The organism is Bradyrhizobium sp. AS23.2 (assembly GCF_001908185.1).
In the GTDB taxonomy this organism is placed as follows: Bacteria; Pseudomonadota; Alphaproteobacteria; order Rhizobiales; family Xanthobacteraceae; genus Bradyrhizobium.
This window is the reverse complement of record NZ_LGHM01000251.1, coordinates 1-15,126: the sequence shown is the minus strand read 5'-3', so window position 1 is coordinate 15,126 and position 15,126 is coordinate 1. Positions and strand designations below refer to the sequence as shown.

Annotated in this window: 18 protein-coding genes and 1 pseudogene; 4 read left to right on the top strand and 15 right to left on the bottom strand. The window is 65.0% G+C overall.

The window, feature by feature from the left end; all coding sequences use genetic code 11:
* Positions 1–49: 49 nt before the first annotated feature.
* The 4 genes from AC630_RS39575 to AC630_RS39560 all read right to left on the bottom strand — a co-directional run bounded on the left by AC630_RS39575 (position 50) and on the right by AC630_RS39560 (position 3,748).
* Entirely contained in the window at positions 50–1,213 is a 1,164-nt protein-coding gene (locus AC630_RS39575) for an ABC transporter permease (protein WP_074123762.1), read from the bottom strand.
* A complete protein-coding gene (locus tag AC630_RS39570; protein ID WP_074123761.1) occupies positions 1,213–2,142 on the bottom strand; it encodes an ABC transporter ATP-binding protein in 930 nt (309 codons plus the stop codon). The genes AC630_RS39575 and AC630_RS39570 overlap by 1 nt, the downstream gene beginning before the upstream one ends.
* Positions 2,139–2,894: an HlyD family secretion protein gene (locus tag AC630_RS39565; RefSeq protein ID WP_074123760.1), complete on the bottom strand. Its 756-nt coding sequence runs from the start codon at positions 2,892–2,894 to the stop codon at positions 2,139–2,141. The genes AC630_RS39570 and AC630_RS39565 overlap by 4 nt, the downstream gene beginning before the upstream one ends.
* Before the next feature lie 158 nt (positions 2,895–3,052).
* The gene (locus AC630_RS39560) at positions 3,053–3,748 is read right to left on the bottom strand and encodes a TetR/AcrR family transcriptional regulator (RefSeq protein ID WP_143198680.1); all 696 of its coding nucleotides are present in this window, start codon (positions 3,746–3,748) and stop codon (positions 3,053–3,055) included.
* Between the two features lie 108 nt (positions 3,749–3,856).
* On the opposite strand from AC630_RS39560, the gene AC630_RS39555 reads away from it, so the two are divergent.
* Genes AC630_RS39555 through AC630_RS39545 form a run of 3 tightly spaced genes read left to right on the top strand, consistent with a single transcriptional unit; the run spans position 3,857 to position 5,079 of the window.
* A complete protein-coding gene (locus tag AC630_RS39555) occupies positions 3,857–4,192 on the top strand; it encodes an ArsR/SmtB family transcription factor (RefSeq protein ID WP_074123759.1) in 336 nt (111 codons plus the stop codon).
* Complete coding sequence (locus AC630_RS39550; protein WP_074123758.1) at positions 4,189–4,650, top strand: SRPBCC family protein; 462 nt, start codon at positions 4,189–4,191, stop codon at positions 4,648–4,650. Before AC630_RS39555 ends, AC630_RS39550 begins: the two co-directional genes overlap by 4 nt.
* A gap of 15 nt (positions 4,651–4,665) precedes the next feature.
* Positions 4,666–5,079 carry a GFA family protein gene (locus AC630_RS39545; RefSeq protein ID WP_074123757.1) on the top strand — a complete coding sequence of 138 codons (414 nt, stop codon included), beginning with the start codon at positions 4,666–4,668 and terminating at the stop codon, positions 5,077–5,079.
* A gap of 106 nt (positions 5,080–5,185) precedes the next feature.
* On the opposite strand, the gene adhP is transcribed toward AC630_RS39545, so the two are convergent.
* The 11 genes from adhP to AC630_RS39490 all read right to left on the bottom strand — a co-directional run bounded on the left by adhP (position 5,186) and on the right by AC630_RS39490 (position 14,399).
* Positions 5,186–6,211, bottom strand: a complete 1,026-nt coding sequence (adhP, locus tag AC630_RS39540; protein WP_074123756.1) for an alcohol dehydrogenase AdhP — start codon at positions 6,209–6,211, stop codon at positions 5,186–5,188.
* A 142-nt stretch (positions 6,212–6,353) separates the two neighbouring features.
* Complete coding sequence (locus AC630_RS39535; RefSeq protein ID WP_074123755.1) at positions 6,354–6,764, bottom strand: DUF2000 family protein; 411 nt, start codon at positions 6,762–6,764, stop codon at positions 6,354–6,356.
* 139 nt (positions 6,765–6,903) lie between these two features.
* A complete protein-coding gene (locus tag AC630_RS39530; protein WP_074123754.1) occupies positions 6,904–7,293 on the bottom strand; it encodes a DUF4189 domain-containing protein in 390 nt (129 codons plus the stop codon).
* Positions 7,294–7,533: 240 nt separating this feature from the next.
* Entirely contained in the window at positions 7,534–9,138 is a 1,605-nt protein-coding gene (locus tag AC630_RS39525) for an NTP transferase domain-containing protein (protein WP_074123753.1), read from the bottom strand.
* Positions 9,135–9,836 (bottom strand): XdhC family protein, encoded by a 702-nt coding sequence (locus AC630_RS39520; RefSeq protein ID WP_074123752.1) that lies wholly within the window; start codon positions 9,834–9,836, stop codon positions 9,135–9,137. The genes AC630_RS39525 and AC630_RS39520 overlap by 4 nt, the downstream gene beginning before the upstream one ends.
* A gap of 2 nt (positions 9,837–9,838) precedes the next feature.
* On the bottom strand, positions 9,839–10,162 hold the full coding sequence (locus tag AC630_RS39515; RefSeq protein WP_007602422.1) for an XdhC family protein: 324 nt from the start codon (positions 10,160–10,162) through the stop codon (positions 9,839–9,841).
* A 10-nt stretch (positions 10,163–10,172) separates the two neighbouring features.
* Positions 10,173–11,375, bottom strand: coding sequence for a vWA domain-containing protein (locus AC630_RS39510; protein ID WP_074123751.1), 1,203 nt, complete (start codon positions 11,373–11,375; stop codon positions 10,173–10,175).
* Positions 11,376–11,503: 128 nt separating this feature from the next.
* Positions 11,504–12,412: an AAA family ATPase gene (locus AC630_RS39505; RefSeq protein WP_074123750.1), complete on the bottom strand. Its 909-nt coding sequence runs from the start codon at positions 12,410–12,412 to the stop codon at positions 11,504–11,506.
* A 62-nt stretch (positions 12,413–12,474) separates the two neighbouring features.
* On the bottom strand, positions 12,475–13,281 hold the full coding sequence (locus AC630_RS39500; RefSeq protein WP_074123749.1) for an FAD binding domain-containing protein: 807 nt from the start codon (positions 13,279–13,281) through the stop codon (positions 12,475–12,477).
* Between the two features lie 33 nt (positions 13,282–13,314).
* The gene (locus tag AC630_RS39495) at positions 13,315–13,800 is read right to left on the bottom strand and encodes a (2Fe-2S)-binding protein (RefSeq protein WP_074123748.1); all 486 of its coding nucleotides are present in this window, start codon (positions 13,798–13,800) and stop codon (positions 13,315–13,317) included.
* 152 nt (positions 13,801–13,952) lie between these two features.
* Positions 13,953–14,399, bottom strand: a complete 447-nt coding sequence (locus AC630_RS39490; RefSeq protein ID WP_074123747.1) for an SRPBCC family protein — start codon at positions 14,397–14,399, stop codon at positions 13,953–13,955.
* A gap of 172 nt (positions 14,400–14,571) precedes the next feature.
* Here AC630_RS39490 and AC630_RS39485 point away from each other — a divergent pair.
* Positions 14,572–15,126 (top strand): annotated as a pseudogene (locus AC630_RS39485) (lyase family protein); the annotation flags it as partial.

The following is a 15,126-nucleotide window of genomic DNA, read 5'->3' as shown; positions in this document are numbered from 1 at the left end:
ACCAAAGCTCACGCTTCGCGTGCCCCGGAATGACTCCAGCTATTGTGCCTCAATCCAGCGTGCGGCGGAAGCGCGTCACGGCGATGGTCATGGCGACCAGCATCAGGATCGCCAGTGCCAGCGCGTCGAAGCGCAGATTCTGCATGGTCGCCCCCTTCAGCATGATGGCGCGGACGATCCGCAAATAATGCGTCAGCGGCAGGGCCTCGCCGACATATTGCGCCCAGGCCGGCATGCCCGCAAACGGGAACATGAAACCGGAGAGCAGAATGCTCGGCAGGAAGACCATCATCGACATCTGCACGGCCTGAAGCTGGTTCTGCACCACGGTCGAGATGGTGTAGCCGATCGACAGATTGGTGGTGATGAACAGCGTCGAGAGCAGCGCCAGCAGGAACAGGTTTCCGAGCACAGGCACGCCGAACAGGCCGACGCCGATACCGATGATCAGGAAAGCCTGGACGAAGCCGACCAGCACATAAGGAATGATCTTGCCGAACATCACCTCGACCGGCTTGATCGGCATCGACAACAGACTCTCCATGGTGCCGCGCTCGACCTCGCGCGTGACCGAGAGCGCGGTGAAGATCAGCATGGTCATGGTGAGGATGGTGCCGACGAGCCCCGGCACGATGTTGAGGCTCGACGAGGCAGCCGGATTGTAGCGGGCATGGGCGCGAATCTCGAACGGCATTTCCGGGGGATTGCCGATGTAGAGATCGTGCGCAAGCGCGGTCTGCACGACCATGCCGAGCGAGCCGAGCGCGGCGCTTGCCGCGATCGGATCGGTTGCGTCGGCCGCGACCAGCAGTGCCGGCCTGTCGCCGCGCCGCACCGCGCGCTCGAAGCCGCGCGGGATCTCGACACCGAACAGCACCTTGCCGGATTTCAGGAGGTTGTCGAAATCGTCGACGTCGTGCACCTCGTAGATGAAGCGGAAATAAGCGGTGTTCTCCAACGCCTTCAACACCGAGCGGGCGAGATCGCTGTCCTCCTGGAGCAGCACCGCACTCGGCATATTGTGCGGCGTCGTGTTGATCGCATAGCCGAACAGCAGGAGCTGCATCACCGGCAGCATCACGATCATCGCGAACGACACCCGGTCGCGCTTGAGCTGGATGAACTCCTTGACCAGCATCGCATACGAGCGCTTCCAGAAACCGAAGCGTTCGCGAATTTCGTGCGTTGGCGCGGCTTGATCGGAGAGGCTCATTAGAAATTATCCTTGGAGCGCCCCATTAATTCGATGAACACGTCTTCCAGCGACGGCGACGATTTGTGCCAGTGCAGGTCACTCTTCTCACGCCAGGGCGCGATGCTCGCCTCCAGTGCCGCAACGTCGCGGCCGGAGACGTGCAAGGACGTGCCGAACGGTGCCACCATGTCGACACCGGGCTTGCCGGTGAGCGCGGCGCCGAGGCCGTTCAAGTCCTCGCCCGTCACGGTGTAGGTCGTGAGTGCGGATTTCGCGATCACCTCCTCCACCGTGCCGTGCGTCAGCAGATGACCGTAGGCAATGTATGCGATCTCGTGGCAGCGCTCGGCCTCGTCCATGTAGTGGGTGGAGACCAGCACGGTGAGACCATCAGACGCCAGCGCGTGGATCTCGTTCCAGAAATCGCGCCGCGCCTTGGGATCGACGCCCGCCGTCGGCTCGTCGAGCAGCAGCAGCTTCGGACTGGGCAGCGTGCAGGCGCCCAACGCCAGGCGTTGCTTCCAGCCGCCGGAGAGCTCGCCCGCAAGCTGCTCCTCGCGCCCCGACAGGCCGAGGCGCTGGATCATGTCGCGCGCGGCGCCGCGCGCATCGGCGAGGCCGTAGAGCCGCGCGACGAATTCGAGGTTCTCGCGCACCGAGAGGTCCTGATACAGGCTGAAGCGCTGGGTCATGTAGCCGACCTGACGCTTGATCTTTTCGGCATCACGGCGGATGTCGTAGCCGAGGCAGGTGCCCTCGCCGCTGTCGGGCGTCAGCAGGCCGCAAAGGATGCGAATGGTCGTGGTCTTGCCCGAGCCGTTGGGACCGAGGAAGCCATAAATCGAGCCGCGCTTCACCTGCATCGACAGATCATGCACGACCTCGCGGCCGCCGAACGATTTCGTCAGGCCCTTGACGTCGATCGCGATGCCGTTGCCGCCGTTCATCGCTTGTCCGCCACCGGCGTCTTGGGATTGAGGTAGACATTGATCGGCTGCCCGACGCGCAAGGCATCGGGCCGCGAGGGCCGTGCCTGGATCAGGTAGACGAGCTTGTTGCGCTCATCGAGGCTGTAGATCACCGGCGGAGTGTATTCGGCCGAGGTCGCGATGAAATAGATCTTTGCGGTGAGATCGGCCGAGCAATTGTCGCAGGACACGCGGACTTCGTCGCCGATCGCAAGCATCGGCAGCTCGGTCTCCGGCACGAAGAAGCGCAGCTTCATGTTGCCGGGCGGCATGATCGAGAGCACCGGCCGCTGCGCCGCCACCATCTCGCCCTCGCGGAAATAGATCTGCTGGATGGTGCCGGCGACCGGGGCAAAACCCTTGCGCCGCGCCAGACGCGTCTGCGAGGTCACCACCCGCGCTTGCGCAACCCGTAATTCCGAGACGGCGGAATCGAGCGTCGCCTGCGTGCCGGAGCCGGTCTTGCGCAGGGAATCCGCGCGATCGAATACCTGCTGCGCATTGGCCAGCGTCGCCTTGGTCTGGTTGAGATCGGCAACCTGAAGGTCGTCGTCGACGGAATAGAGGTGATCGCCGACTTTGACCTCGTCGCCTTCGCGGACATTGAGCTTCGTCACCCGGCCCGCTTCGTCCGGGCTGACATAGATCATGTCGGCCTCGACCCAGCCCTGGAAGCCGGGATCGCGCTTCTCGTTGCAGCCGGCAAGCCCGGTTGCGAGGACCAGAACCATGATCGAACAGAGGCGCGGCAGGCACTGCTGTCGATCCCTCACCCTGAGGAGCCGCGAAGCGGCGTCTCGAAGGGCGAGGAGCCACAGCCGGGCCTGCATCCTTCGAGACGCGCGTTCCGCGCTCCTCAGGATGAGGTGAGAGATGGTTTGCGACGACCTCATGTCGTCCTCCGTTCGCCAAAAATCAAATCAAGATGGACGCGCAGCATCTCCTGCGCGTCGAGCGGCGCATGCCGCGCAAACAAGCTCTGCCAGATCACCGCGATCATCGCCGGCGCGACCAGGATCTGCGGATAGCGCGCAAGGTTCTTCTCGTGGATCTCGCCGCGGGCGATGCCGAGCTCGATCAGCGCGCGCATGCCGGCGATCCCGCGCGAGACGACCTCGCGGTAATAGAAGTCGGCCACGGCCGGAAAGCGCGGTCCCTCCGCCACGATCAGGCGCACGAGATCGCCGCGCCTTGTACCCATGACTTCTTTCAGGAAGTTGCCGGCGAAGGCCTCGATGAGATCTCGGACCGAACCCGTCGGTGGCGGCAGCGCATTCAGCTTCGCCACCACAGGCACGATCACCGTGCGCACGAGCTCCTCGAACATCGATTCCTTGTCCTTGAAGTGCAGGTAGATCGTGCCCTTGGCGACACCGGCGCGCTTGGCGATGTCGTCGAGCCGCGTCGCGGCAAAGCCGCGCACGATGAACTCCTCCATCGCCGCCTCCACGATCGCGGCGCGCCGTTCTGCCGCGCGTACGGCGCGGTTCGAGGCGGGCGCCTCCTCGCTGGCTGCGGGCGCATCGCCTTTGGCGCTGGCGCGAGCGGCGGATGACGTAGCTGCTGTGGTCGGTTTCCTTGTCATTTCTCATTTATGACTGACCGGTCAGTCAAAGTCAAATTACCCGCGCCTTCGCTAAGACAGAATAAATTAGCATTGACTAATGCATTAGCATCTGCTAATTGAATCTCCATGATTGAAGCCGCCCCAAACCCCGTCACCACCGTGATGCGCGCTCTCGCCGATCCGACGCGGCGCGCCGTGTTCGAGCGTGTCTTCGAGAGCAAGGAGATCAGCGTCGCCGAACTGACGCGCGGCAGCGGCGTCACCCAGGGCGCGATCTCGCAGCACCTGAAGTCGCTGAAGCAGGCCGGCCTCGTCGCCGAGCGCGCCGAGGGCCGCAATGTCTACTACCGCGCCGCGCCGCAAGGCCTCGAACCTCTGGTCGATTGGATGGACCATTACGGCGTCTTCTGGCGCGAGCGCTTCCAGAACCTGCGTGACCTCTTGAAGGAGATTGATCCGTGAGTGCAGCCGAGTTGAACGCCGAAACTAAAGACATCGTCATCGACGAGGTCTTCCCTCACGCGCCCGCGACGGTCTGGAAGGTGCTGACCAGTGCCCAGTTGATCGGACGCTGGCTGATGCCGCCGACCGGCTTTGAAGCCGTCGAAGGCAAGAGCTTCACCTTCCAGACCACTCCGGGCGGCAACTGGGATGGCGTGATCCATTGCCGGGTTCTGGAGGTCGTGCCGAACCGGCGCCTCGTCTACGCCTGGAAGGGCGGCGACGAACGCAACACCGGCTACGGCGCGCCGCTCGACACCGTCGTGACGTGGTCCCTCACCCCGGTCGAAGCCGGCACGCGGATCCGCCTGGTTCACGCAGGCTTCGTCATGCCCAGGAACGACTCGGCCTACACCGTCATGAGCGGCGGCTGGAAGAAGGTCGTCAAACAGCTCGACGAGATCAGCGGCGAAGAGTGAGTGGGAGATATCGCGATGGACAAGCCCTTTACCGGCGGCTGCGCCTGCGGCGCGATCCGCTATTCGATTGCCGGTGAGCCCCTGTTCAGCAATCACTGCCAGTGCCGGGACTGCCAGCGTGAGAGCGGCACCGGCCACGGTTCGTACATGACTTTCGCGCGCGCCGGCGTCACGGTGACGGGCGAGGCAAAGCGGTGGGACATGGTCGCTGACAGCGGCAACGTGAAGACGCGCGGTTTCTGCTCCGTCTGCGGCTTGCCGGTCTACATGACCTTCGCAGCACAGCCCGACATCTTCACGATCCGCGCCATGAGCCTCGATGAACCCGCCCGCTACAAGCCGCAAGCTGTCACCTACGCAGCGCGCGGGCATGACTGGGATTACCTTGACCCTAGCCTGCCGAAGTTCGAAGGCATGCCGCCGGGGTGAGGCCCTAGAGCCCTTTCCGTTCCGATGGAATCGGAACGGAGCTCTGGATTCTTGTTTTGACGCGTTTTCTTTACGCGAACCGGTGTCCACTTCGCTCGAAAACGCTCTAGCCAAAGTCCAGCACCATGCGGCCGTCGATCTTGCCGGCCTTCATCCGGTCGAAGACGTCGTTGATCGCAGCGAGCGGCACCTTGGCGACCTCGGCCTTCACCTTGCCATCGGCGGCGAATGCGATGGCTTCGTCGAGATCCCGGCGGGTGCCGACGATGGAGCCGCGCACGGTGATCCGCTTGAGCACGACGTCGAAGATCGGCGTCGGGAATTCGCCCGGCGGCAGGCCGACGAGACTGACGGTGCCCTTCCGGCGCACCATCTTCAGCGCCTGTGCAAAGGCGGCGGTCGAGACCGCCGTCACCAGCACGCCATGCGCCCCGCCTCCAGTGGCCGCCACGACCTTGTCCACCGCATCGGCCTCCCGCGCGTTGACCGCGAGATCAGCACCGGTCTCCCGTGCGAGCTTGAGCTTATCCTCGGCGATATCGATCGCCGCGACCTTGAACCCCATCGCCTTGGCGTACTGGATCGCGACGTGGCCGAGCCCGCCGACGCCTGATATCGCGACCCACTCGCCGGGCCGCGCGTCCGTCTCCTTCAAACCCTTGTAGGTCGTGACACCGGCACACAGGATCGGCGCGACGGCGGCGAAATCGATCGTCGCCGGAAGTTTTGCCGCGAAGGCAGCCGAGGCGATGACATATTCGGCGAAGCCTCCATTCACGCTGTAGCCGGTGTTGTGCTGGTGCTCGCACAAGGTTTCCCAGCCGGTCCCGCAATATTCGCACGACATGCAGGCATCGTGCAGCCAAGCGACGCCCACCGCGTCCCCTACTTTCAGATTTTTCACGCCGGGCCCCAGTGCGGCAACGATGCCGGCGGCCACATGCCCGGGAATGAAGGGGGGAACCGGTTTCACCGGCCAGTCGCCGGAGGCTGCGTGCAGATCGGTGTGGCAGACGCCGCACGCTTTCACCTTGACCAGAACCTCACCGGGACCGGGCTGCGGCACCGGCACGTCCTCGATCACCAGCGGCTTGCCAAATTGCCTGACGACTGCGGCTTTCATGGTCGGCATGTGTCTGCTCCATTGCAATACGTTGGAGCAGACTAGCGATGCCGCGCGGCACTCCCTTGATTGGAGTCAAACAACGCAAATTAATGCGCCACGGACGCCATGATGACAGGACCGTGACGGCGCAGGCTAAGTGGACGCCGCGTCAGCTATGGAACTTCAGACCATCGACAATCTTGTCGATCACTTTGCGCTCGCCGCGCATTGCGATGCCGACGAGATTGAGATCGGTGCGCGCGACTGCCTTCACCGCTTCGCGATTAGCCGCATCATGCGTGGTCTTGAACATGTCCTCGGTATAGACCGCCGGCGCGACGTTGCGCGTCAGCGCCCGGTCGAGCGCGCGCGACAGCGCAGGACCGTCGGCACCATAGATCAGGATCGGCTGACCGATCAGCGCGTGATATTTCGTGCCGGAGGCGTCTTCATACGGCTCGCCGATGCATTCGGGAAACGCAGCGGCGATGCCGCTGGTGAGAAACGAGGCGACGTTGAGCTTCTGCCAGGCCTGAAGATCGGTGCGGATCACGACGGCGATCTTGGTGTCGAACTGGATTATATCTCCAAATCGTCATTCCGGGGCGCGCGTTAGCGCGAACCCGGAATCTGGAGACTATTGCACGAGATTCTCAGGTGCGCGATTGCGCACCGTAGTTCGTCGCTCCGCGACGCCCCGGAATGACGGATGAGAAAATTCAGCCCTTGGCGTCGCAGGCCCATGCGCGGATCACGCATTCCTTGCCGCCGTACTTGTAGCATTCGCGCGTGGCGGCATTGAGTGAGGCCGATATCTTCGGCTTGACGGCGTAGCCATAGGCCCCGCAGGGATTGGCGAGATCGACCGACATCGCCGCGCACGCGCGCTTCATCGTCACGGTCGTGCACTCGCCCTTGCACTGCTTCTGCGCCGCGGCGCGCGCCTCGCGCTCGGCGCCATAATCAAAGGCCTGACCATAGGCACCGCACTTGCCGACCGCAAACGCTCCGGCTGCGTGGGCTTCGGTGATGTAACGGGCGCCGGTGACAACTACCGACAAGACAAAGCAAAACATCGCGCAACGGCGCGCGACGACGTTCGAAGCCATGGAAAAACCCCTCCCCCCAAGGCAGGTGGAGGCGACTCTAAGCGGCGGTCGTTTCCAGATGGTGAACGGGTGGTTGAAAACGGACGATTGCGAGCTGCCGTAGGGTGGGCAAAGGCGCGAAGCGCCGTGCCCACCATCTGTCCAGACGACTATCGAAAATTGGTGGGCACGCTTCCGCCTTCGCTCTACGAGCTACGGCGGACAAGTCGCTTTGCCCACCCTACGGCAGCTACGGCAGCGTCATCCGCGTCTTGCGGCTTCGAGCGCCTGTGGCGTGTCGATGTCGAGGAACGCGCTCTCGCCATCGACCGGCACTTCGGCCACTGCCTCGGCGTGCTTCGCGATCAAGTGCCGCGCGCCGATGTCGCCGTCGAGTGTCATCAATTCCTTGAAGAAGCGGCGCGACCACAGCACGGGATTGCCGCGACGGCCTTCGCTGACCGGAACGACGATGAGATTGCCGCGGTCCGGCGCAAAGCCGTCGATGAGGCGGTCGATCAGGCCAGCATCGATCAGCGGCATGTCGCCGAGGCAGACCAGGGCGCCGTCACAGCTTTCCGGCACCGCCGCGATACCGGCCTTGACCGAGCTTGCGATGCCGCCGGCGAAATCCGGGTTGCGGACGAACCTCACCTTCAATCCTTGCAGCGCCTGCTCGACCAGCTCGGCCTGATGGCCGGTGACGACAATCACCTCGGATGCCTTCGAAGCGAGGGCCTGCTCGGTCGCGAGGCGCACCAGCTTATTGCCGTCGAGTTCGGCGAGCAGCTTGTTCGGCCCGCCCATCCGGGTCGAGCGCCCCGCCGCGAGCACGATGGCCGCGACCTGGCTGTTGCCTTCGGTCTCGGGCTGAGCGCGTGGCTGCGGCCGCGTGACGATCTCCATGAGGAGCCCGCCGACGCCCATGCCCATCAGCTCGGAACGGGTCACCTTGATGCCGGCAAGGAGCCGCATCAGCACCCAGTCGAACCCGTTCTCGACCGGCGAGCGCGCGCAGCCAGGCGCGCCCAGCACCGGTACGCCGCCAGCGCGGGCGATCAGAAGCAGATTGCCGGGATCGACCGGCATGCCGAAATGCTCGATCTCGCCGCCGATCCCGGTGACGGCCGCCGGGATCACGTCGCGGCGGTCGGCGATCGCGGACGCCCCGAACACGATCACGAGCTCGGCGCCGAGCCCGAGCAAATCCTTGATCGCGGCCGACAGCGCGCCTTCGTCGTGCTGGACCCGCCGCTCGGCGATGATGCCGGCCCCGGCCGGCGCGAGCCGCTCGGCGGTGACGCGCAGGGTCTTGTCGATCACTTTGGAGGACAGGCCCGGCAGCAGCGTCGAGACCACGCCGACGCGTTTGATGACGTAGGGTTCGATCTTGAGCACATCGCGGCCGGCCGCCTTCACCGCGGCATCGCGCAAATTTCCTTCGACGCCGAACGGGATGATCTTGACGGTGCCGACCATCTCGCCCTCGACCACCGGCTTGAAGGCGCTGAGCGTCGCAAAGGTAATGGCTTCGTCGATGTTGTTGATGCGGTCGACGGCCGCCCTATCGATCACCAGCACGCCCGGGCGCGCCGCGAACAGGTTGGCGCGACCGGTGAAGGCGCGCTCGACATGGATGCCCTCTCCGCCGACGGCGAGCGCGATGCTGGCGGCCGCAACGTCCTCGGAGACGTCGCCCTCCTCCATGCGCACCACCACGATATCCTTGATGCCGGCGCGCGTCAGCGCCTCGACCTCGGCGGGGCCAATGGTCGTGCCTTTCTTCAGCACCAGCGGTCCCTGGCGCAGGGTGTGGACGGTCACCCCGCCGATCGCATTCTTGGGGCTCGCCGGGCCAAACTTCATGCCGCTTCTTCTTTTTCTTTTGGAGGCAGGCGGAGCACCGCCGTGATCTCGGCCATGATCGACACCGCGATCTCCGACGGTGAGACCGCGCCGATCGCAAGCCCGATCGGCGCGTGGATGCGCGCGATGTCGCTTTCCTTGGCGCCCTGCGCCCGCAGCCGGTCGCCGCGCTTGGCGTGCGTCTTCCGCGAGCCGAGCGCGCCGATATAGAAGCAGTTGCGTTCGAAGGCGTGGAGCAGTGCGGGGTCGTCGATCTTGGGATCGTGCGTCACCGCGACGAAAGCCGTGTAGGCATCGACATTGAGCGGCGGCAGCGCGGTGTCGGGCCATTCGGCGACCAGTGGAATGTCGGGGAAGCGCTCGGGGCTTGCAAAAGCGGTGCGCGGATCGACGACGGTGACGTCGTAGCCGAGCGAGCGCGCCAGCGGTGCCAAGGCCTGGCTGATATGGACCGCGCCGACGATGACGAGTTTTGCGGTCGGTGCATAGACGTTGAGGAACAGCTTCTTGCCGCCGGCCTCGACATTGCCGCTCTTGCCCATACGAAGCTGCTTGTCGAGTTCAGCCCGCAAGGGATCCTTGGCAAAATCCTTTGCCTTCACCAGGCGCTGCTCGCCGTTCTCGGTGTCGGTTACCAGGATTACCGGCCGGCGCGCGGCGCGCTCGGCATTGAGTTCGTGCAGGATCGCGAGCTTCACGGCTAGCCAACCTTCTCGACGAAGACGCGGATGGTGCCGCCGCAGGACAGCCCGACATTCCAGGCGGTCTCATCGGCAACGCCGAACTCCAGCATCCTGGGTTTGCCGCTCTGGATCACATCCATGGCCTCGGTGACCACGGCGCCCTCGACACAGCCGCCGGAGACCGACCCCAGGAACGTGCCCTCGTCGTTGATGACGAGGCTCGAGCCCGCCGGGCGCGGCGCCGAGCCCCAGGTCTCCACCACGGTAGCGAGCGCGACGCCTCGGCCGGCCTTCTGCCAGTCCTCCGCCGCCTTCAGAATATCCTCGTCGCGGTCGAGCATGGCCTACCTCTCAAGCTGCGGAGCGGATCAGGCTGCGGTGATGCGGCGGCAGCGGCTGGGAGAGCGTGGTGATCAGCTCCTGGATCGAACTCAAATTATGCACGGGGCGGAATTCGTCAACGTGCGGGAGCATCATTTTGATGCCCTGCGCTTTGGCCTCGAAGCCGCCGAACCGCAGCAGCGGGTTGAGCCAGATCAGCCGCCGGCAGGAGCGGTGCAGCCGGTCCATCTCGAAGGCGAGCTTGGAATCGGCCTCCCGCTCCAGCCCGTCGGAGATCAGGAGCACGATGGCGCCCTGGCTGAGCACGCGCCGCGCCCACAATTTGTTGAAGTTGTGCAGCGAGGTCGCAATGCGGGTGCCGCCGGCCCAGTCCTCCACCGAGGCCGAGCAGCTCGCCAGCGCCTCATCGGGATCGCGCTGGCGCAGCGCGCGGGTGACGTTGGTGAGGCGGGTGCCGAACAGGAACACCGAGACGCGCTTGCGCGCGTCGGTGATGGCGTGGAGGAAATGCAGGAACAGGCGGGTGTACTCGCTCATCGATCCCGAGATATCGAGCAGCGCGACGATCGGCGCCGGCTTCTCGATCCGCCCGAGGCGACGGATGTCGATGATGTCGCCGCCGGTGCGCAAAGATGCGCGCAGCGTGCGGCGCAGGTCGAGACGCAGGCCACGGGGATCGGGCCGGTGCCGGCGCGTCAGAAGCTCGGCCTGCGGTAGCCGCATCCGCTCGATCGCGTGCAGCGCCTCGGTGATCTCAGCCGCGCTCATCTGCGCGAAATCCTTCTTCTGAAGAATTTCCCTGTCGGAGACCGACAGGCGCAGATCCTGTTCCTGGTGCTGCGGCGTTTCCGTCATGCGCGGCTGCGACATCGCCTCCTGCACGCGGCGCGCGCCGGCTTGGGGCTTCTTCTTGGCCTGCTCCGGCAGCGGCACCGAATCCAGCATGTGCTTCCACTCTTCCGAGGCGCGGAAGAACAGGTTGAAAGCCTGCTTGAAGATCAGCCCATGCTCGTGGCGCTTGACGAAGATCGCCTCAAGCGTGGTGAAGACGTCGGCGCGGCTGCCGATGTCGATCACCTGCAGCGCGTTCATGGCATCGATGACGGCACCCGGCCCGACCGGCATGCCCGCCGCGCGCAGCGCGCGGGCAAAGCCGACAATGTTGTCGGCGAACTGCTCGGTTTGCTCAGGCGCCAGGTGGTTGATGGCCATGTTTCAGCACTCTCTGCCGTCATTCCGGGGCGCGCGGAGCGCGAACCCGGAATCCATTGATCCACCGTCTCTGCCGCCCGATGGATTCCGGGCTCGCGACTTCGTCGCGCCCCGGAATGACGGGAAAATCAATTCTCGCTCGTCGCTTCCTTCAACACCTTCTGCAGGGTGTCGCCCTGCATCCGGGTGATGTCGTCCTGGTACTTGAGCAGCGCGCCCAGCGTGTCGCCGACCACCTGCGGGGTCAGCGAGCGGGCGTCGAGCTCCGACAGCGCGGTGGCCCAGTCGATGGTCTCGGCGACCCCCGGCGACTTGTAGAAGTCCTGGTTGCGCAGCGCCTGCACGAAGCGCACGACCTGCTGCGACAGCTTCGCGGAGATGCCGGGCACGCGCGTCTTGACGATCGCGAGCTCGCGGTCGGCGGCGGGATAGTCGACCCAGTGGTAGAGACAGCGCCGCTTCAGCGCGTCGTGGATCTCGCGGGTGCGGTTGGAGGTGATGATGACGATCGGCGGGTTCGGTGCCTTCACCGTGCCGAACTCGGGGATCGTGACCTGGAAGTCGCTGAGGATTTCGAGCAGGTACGCCTCGAACGCCTCGTCGGCGCGGTCGAGTTCGTCGATCAGCAGCACCGGCGGGCCGGCGACGTCGGGCTCAAGCGCCTGGAGCAGCGGCCGCTTGATCATGTAGCGGTCGGCGAAGATGTCGCTCGATAGCTGCTCGCGATCGGTGTCGCCGGCGGCTTCCGCCATCCGGATCGCGATCATCTGCGCGGCGCTATTCCACTCGTAGACCGCAGAGGAAACGTCGAGGCCCTCATAGCACTGCAGGCGGATCAGCTTCCGTCCCAGCGCGGCCGACAGCACCTTCGCGATCTCGGTCTTGCCGACGCCGGCTTCGCCTTCCAGGAACAGCGGCCGGCCCATGCGCAGTGACAGGTAGGCCACCGTCGCCAGCGATCGCTCCGCGAGGTAACCGCGCGAAGTGAGAAGTTCGAGCATCGCATCGACCGATGCCGGCAGGGCCAGTGAAGTCATGAAAGAGCCAGTCTCGCTACGCCCTCACCGGGGGCAAGTATCGGGCCAAGTGGTGGGCCCACTCATTCCTTGGCATTGGCGGCGTCGACGGCACGCCGCGTCAGCACCCCGATGAGGTGCGCGCGATATTCGGCGCTGCCGTGGATGTCGCTGTTGAGGCCTTCCGCCGGCACCTCGATGCCTTCCAGCACCTTCGGCGAGAAGCGCTTCTTCAGGGCCTCCTCGAAAGCGGTGACGCGGAACACGCCTTCCGAGCCGGCGCCGGTGACGGCGACCCGCACGTCCGACGGACGCCGCGCCACGAACACGCCAACCAACGCATAACGCGAGGCCTGGTTGCGAAACTTGATATAGGCCGCCTTCTTCGGCAGCGGGAACATCACCTTGGTGATGATCTCGTCAGCTTCCAGCGCGGTCGAGAACAGGCCCTGGAAATACTCTTCGGCCTTGAGGCGGCGCTTGTTGGTGACGATGGTCGCCCCTAACGCGAGCACCGCAGCCGGATAGTCCGCGGTCGGATCGTTGTTGGCGAGCGAGCCGCCGATGGTGCCCTTGTGGCGCACGGCGGGATCGCCGATCTGGCCGGCAAGGCTCGCGAGCGCCGGGATCGCCTCACCGACGATCGCCGAGCTTGCGACCTCGGCATGCTTGGCGGTGGCGCCGATCACCAGCGAGCGGCCCTTCATCTCGATCGTATTGAGCCCCTCGATGTGGGAGAGGTCGACCAGATGCGGCGGGCTCGCGAGGCGCTGCTTCATGACGGGAATCAGCGTGTGGCCACCGGCGATCACCTTGGCGTCTTCGTTCTTCACCAGGAGGTTGGCTGCCTGCCGCACGGTCCCGGGGCGATGATATTTGAATTCGTACATGAGGGTGTCCTGATCGCGGAATGCGCGCGCGGTTTACGCGAGGTCGGATTTCGCCATCGCCTTCGCGCCGGCGGAGATCGAGGCGACGATATTCTGGTAGCCGGTGCAGCGGCAGAGATTGCCTTCCAGCTCCTCGCGGATGGTGTGGTCGTCGAGCTCGTGGCCCTTGCGATGGACGATGTCGATCGCGGTCATGATCATGCCGGGCGTGCAGAAGCCGCACTGCAGGCCATGGTGCTCGCGGAAGGCCTCCTGCATCGGATGCAGCGGTGCACCGTCGCCGGCCAGCCCCTCGATCGTCTTGACCTCGTGGCCGTCGGCCATCACGGCAAGCGTGGTGCAGGACTTCACGGCCTTGCCGTCCAGGTGCACGACGCAGGCGCCGCACTGCGAGGTGTCGCAGCCGACATGGGTACCGGTCAGCCGCAGATGCTCGCGCAGAAACTGCACCAGCAGGGTGCGGGAATCGACGTTGGCCGTGACTGGATTGCCGTTCACGATGAGGGAGATTTTTGCCATAAGCACTCTCTATCAACGCCCCGACGGGTCCCGTCGAAGCGGTTCTTATAGTTATTCCAGCCCATCATATGGGCCAATATGCCCGGGGGCAACATCGCCCGGGACGCAAGGTGGCATGCCGAAAAAGGCGCTATGCGAAAGGTATTGGGCCTTCAGCCCTGTACCGCCTTGGCGAAGTTCGCGAAAAACTCGTCGGCCAGTTTCTTGGCGGCGCCGTTGATCAGGCGCTGGCCGAGCTGCGCCAGCTTGCCGCCGATCTGCGCCTCCACGTCGTAAGACAGCAGCGTGCCGCCGTCCTTCTCGGCGAGCTTGACCGCAGCGCCGCCCTTGGCGAATCCGGCGACCCCGCCCTCGCCTTCACCGGAGATCTTGTAGCCGTTCGGCGGGTCGAGATCGCTCAGCATCACCTTGCCCTTGAAACGCGCCGACACCGGGCCGACCTTCATTTTTGCCGTCGCGCGGAAGCCGCCGTCATCGGTCTTCTCCAGCTCCTCGCAGCCGGGGATGCAGGCTTTGAGCACCTCGGGATCGTTGAGCTTGGCCCACACGGCCTCGCGCGGCGCCGCAAGTTGGACTTCGCCGTTCATTGTCATGGCCATGGGTCGCCTCCCGGGATCGCATCACTATAATGCTGCTCAAGTAACGCACGAAGGCCGCAAAGGAAAGGGCGGCCCCCGGTCACTTGCAATGCATATTCGCAACTGCAAAAAGTCTTGTGCCGACGGTTTGGGATTGGCACAGCCGGGGCATGGTGATTAGGTCCCGCGCAACATGAGCACAGCCCTCTCCCCCCCTGCTCGCGCCGATGCTGTCGAGCGCGGCCATGCGCGCGATCTGCGACGACCGGTCCACCCTGCAGAACATGCTCGATTTCGAGGCAGCTCTGGCTCGGGCCGAGGCCGCCACCGGTGTGATTCCCGCGGTTGCGGTCCCCCCCGATCGAAGCCGCCTGCAAGGCGGACTCCTTCGACATGGCCGCGCTGGCCGAGGCCGCGACGCGGTCCGGCAATCTCGCGATCCCCCTGGTCAAGGCGCTGACCGCCAATGTCGCGAAGGCCGATGCAGAGGCTGCGCGCTACGTGCATTGGGGCGCGACCAGCCAGGACGTCATCGACACCGCGACCATGCTCACGCTTCGCGCCGGCATCGATGCGCTGGATGCCGACCTCAGCCGCGCCATCAAGGGTTTTGCCGCGCTGGCACGCAGCCATCGCAACACCGCGATGGTGGCGCGGACCTGGCTGCAGCACGCGCTGCCGATGCCGTTCGGGCTGAAGGCCGCCGAGTATGCCGCAAGCCTTGCCCGCGCCCGCTGCCGCCTGCGGC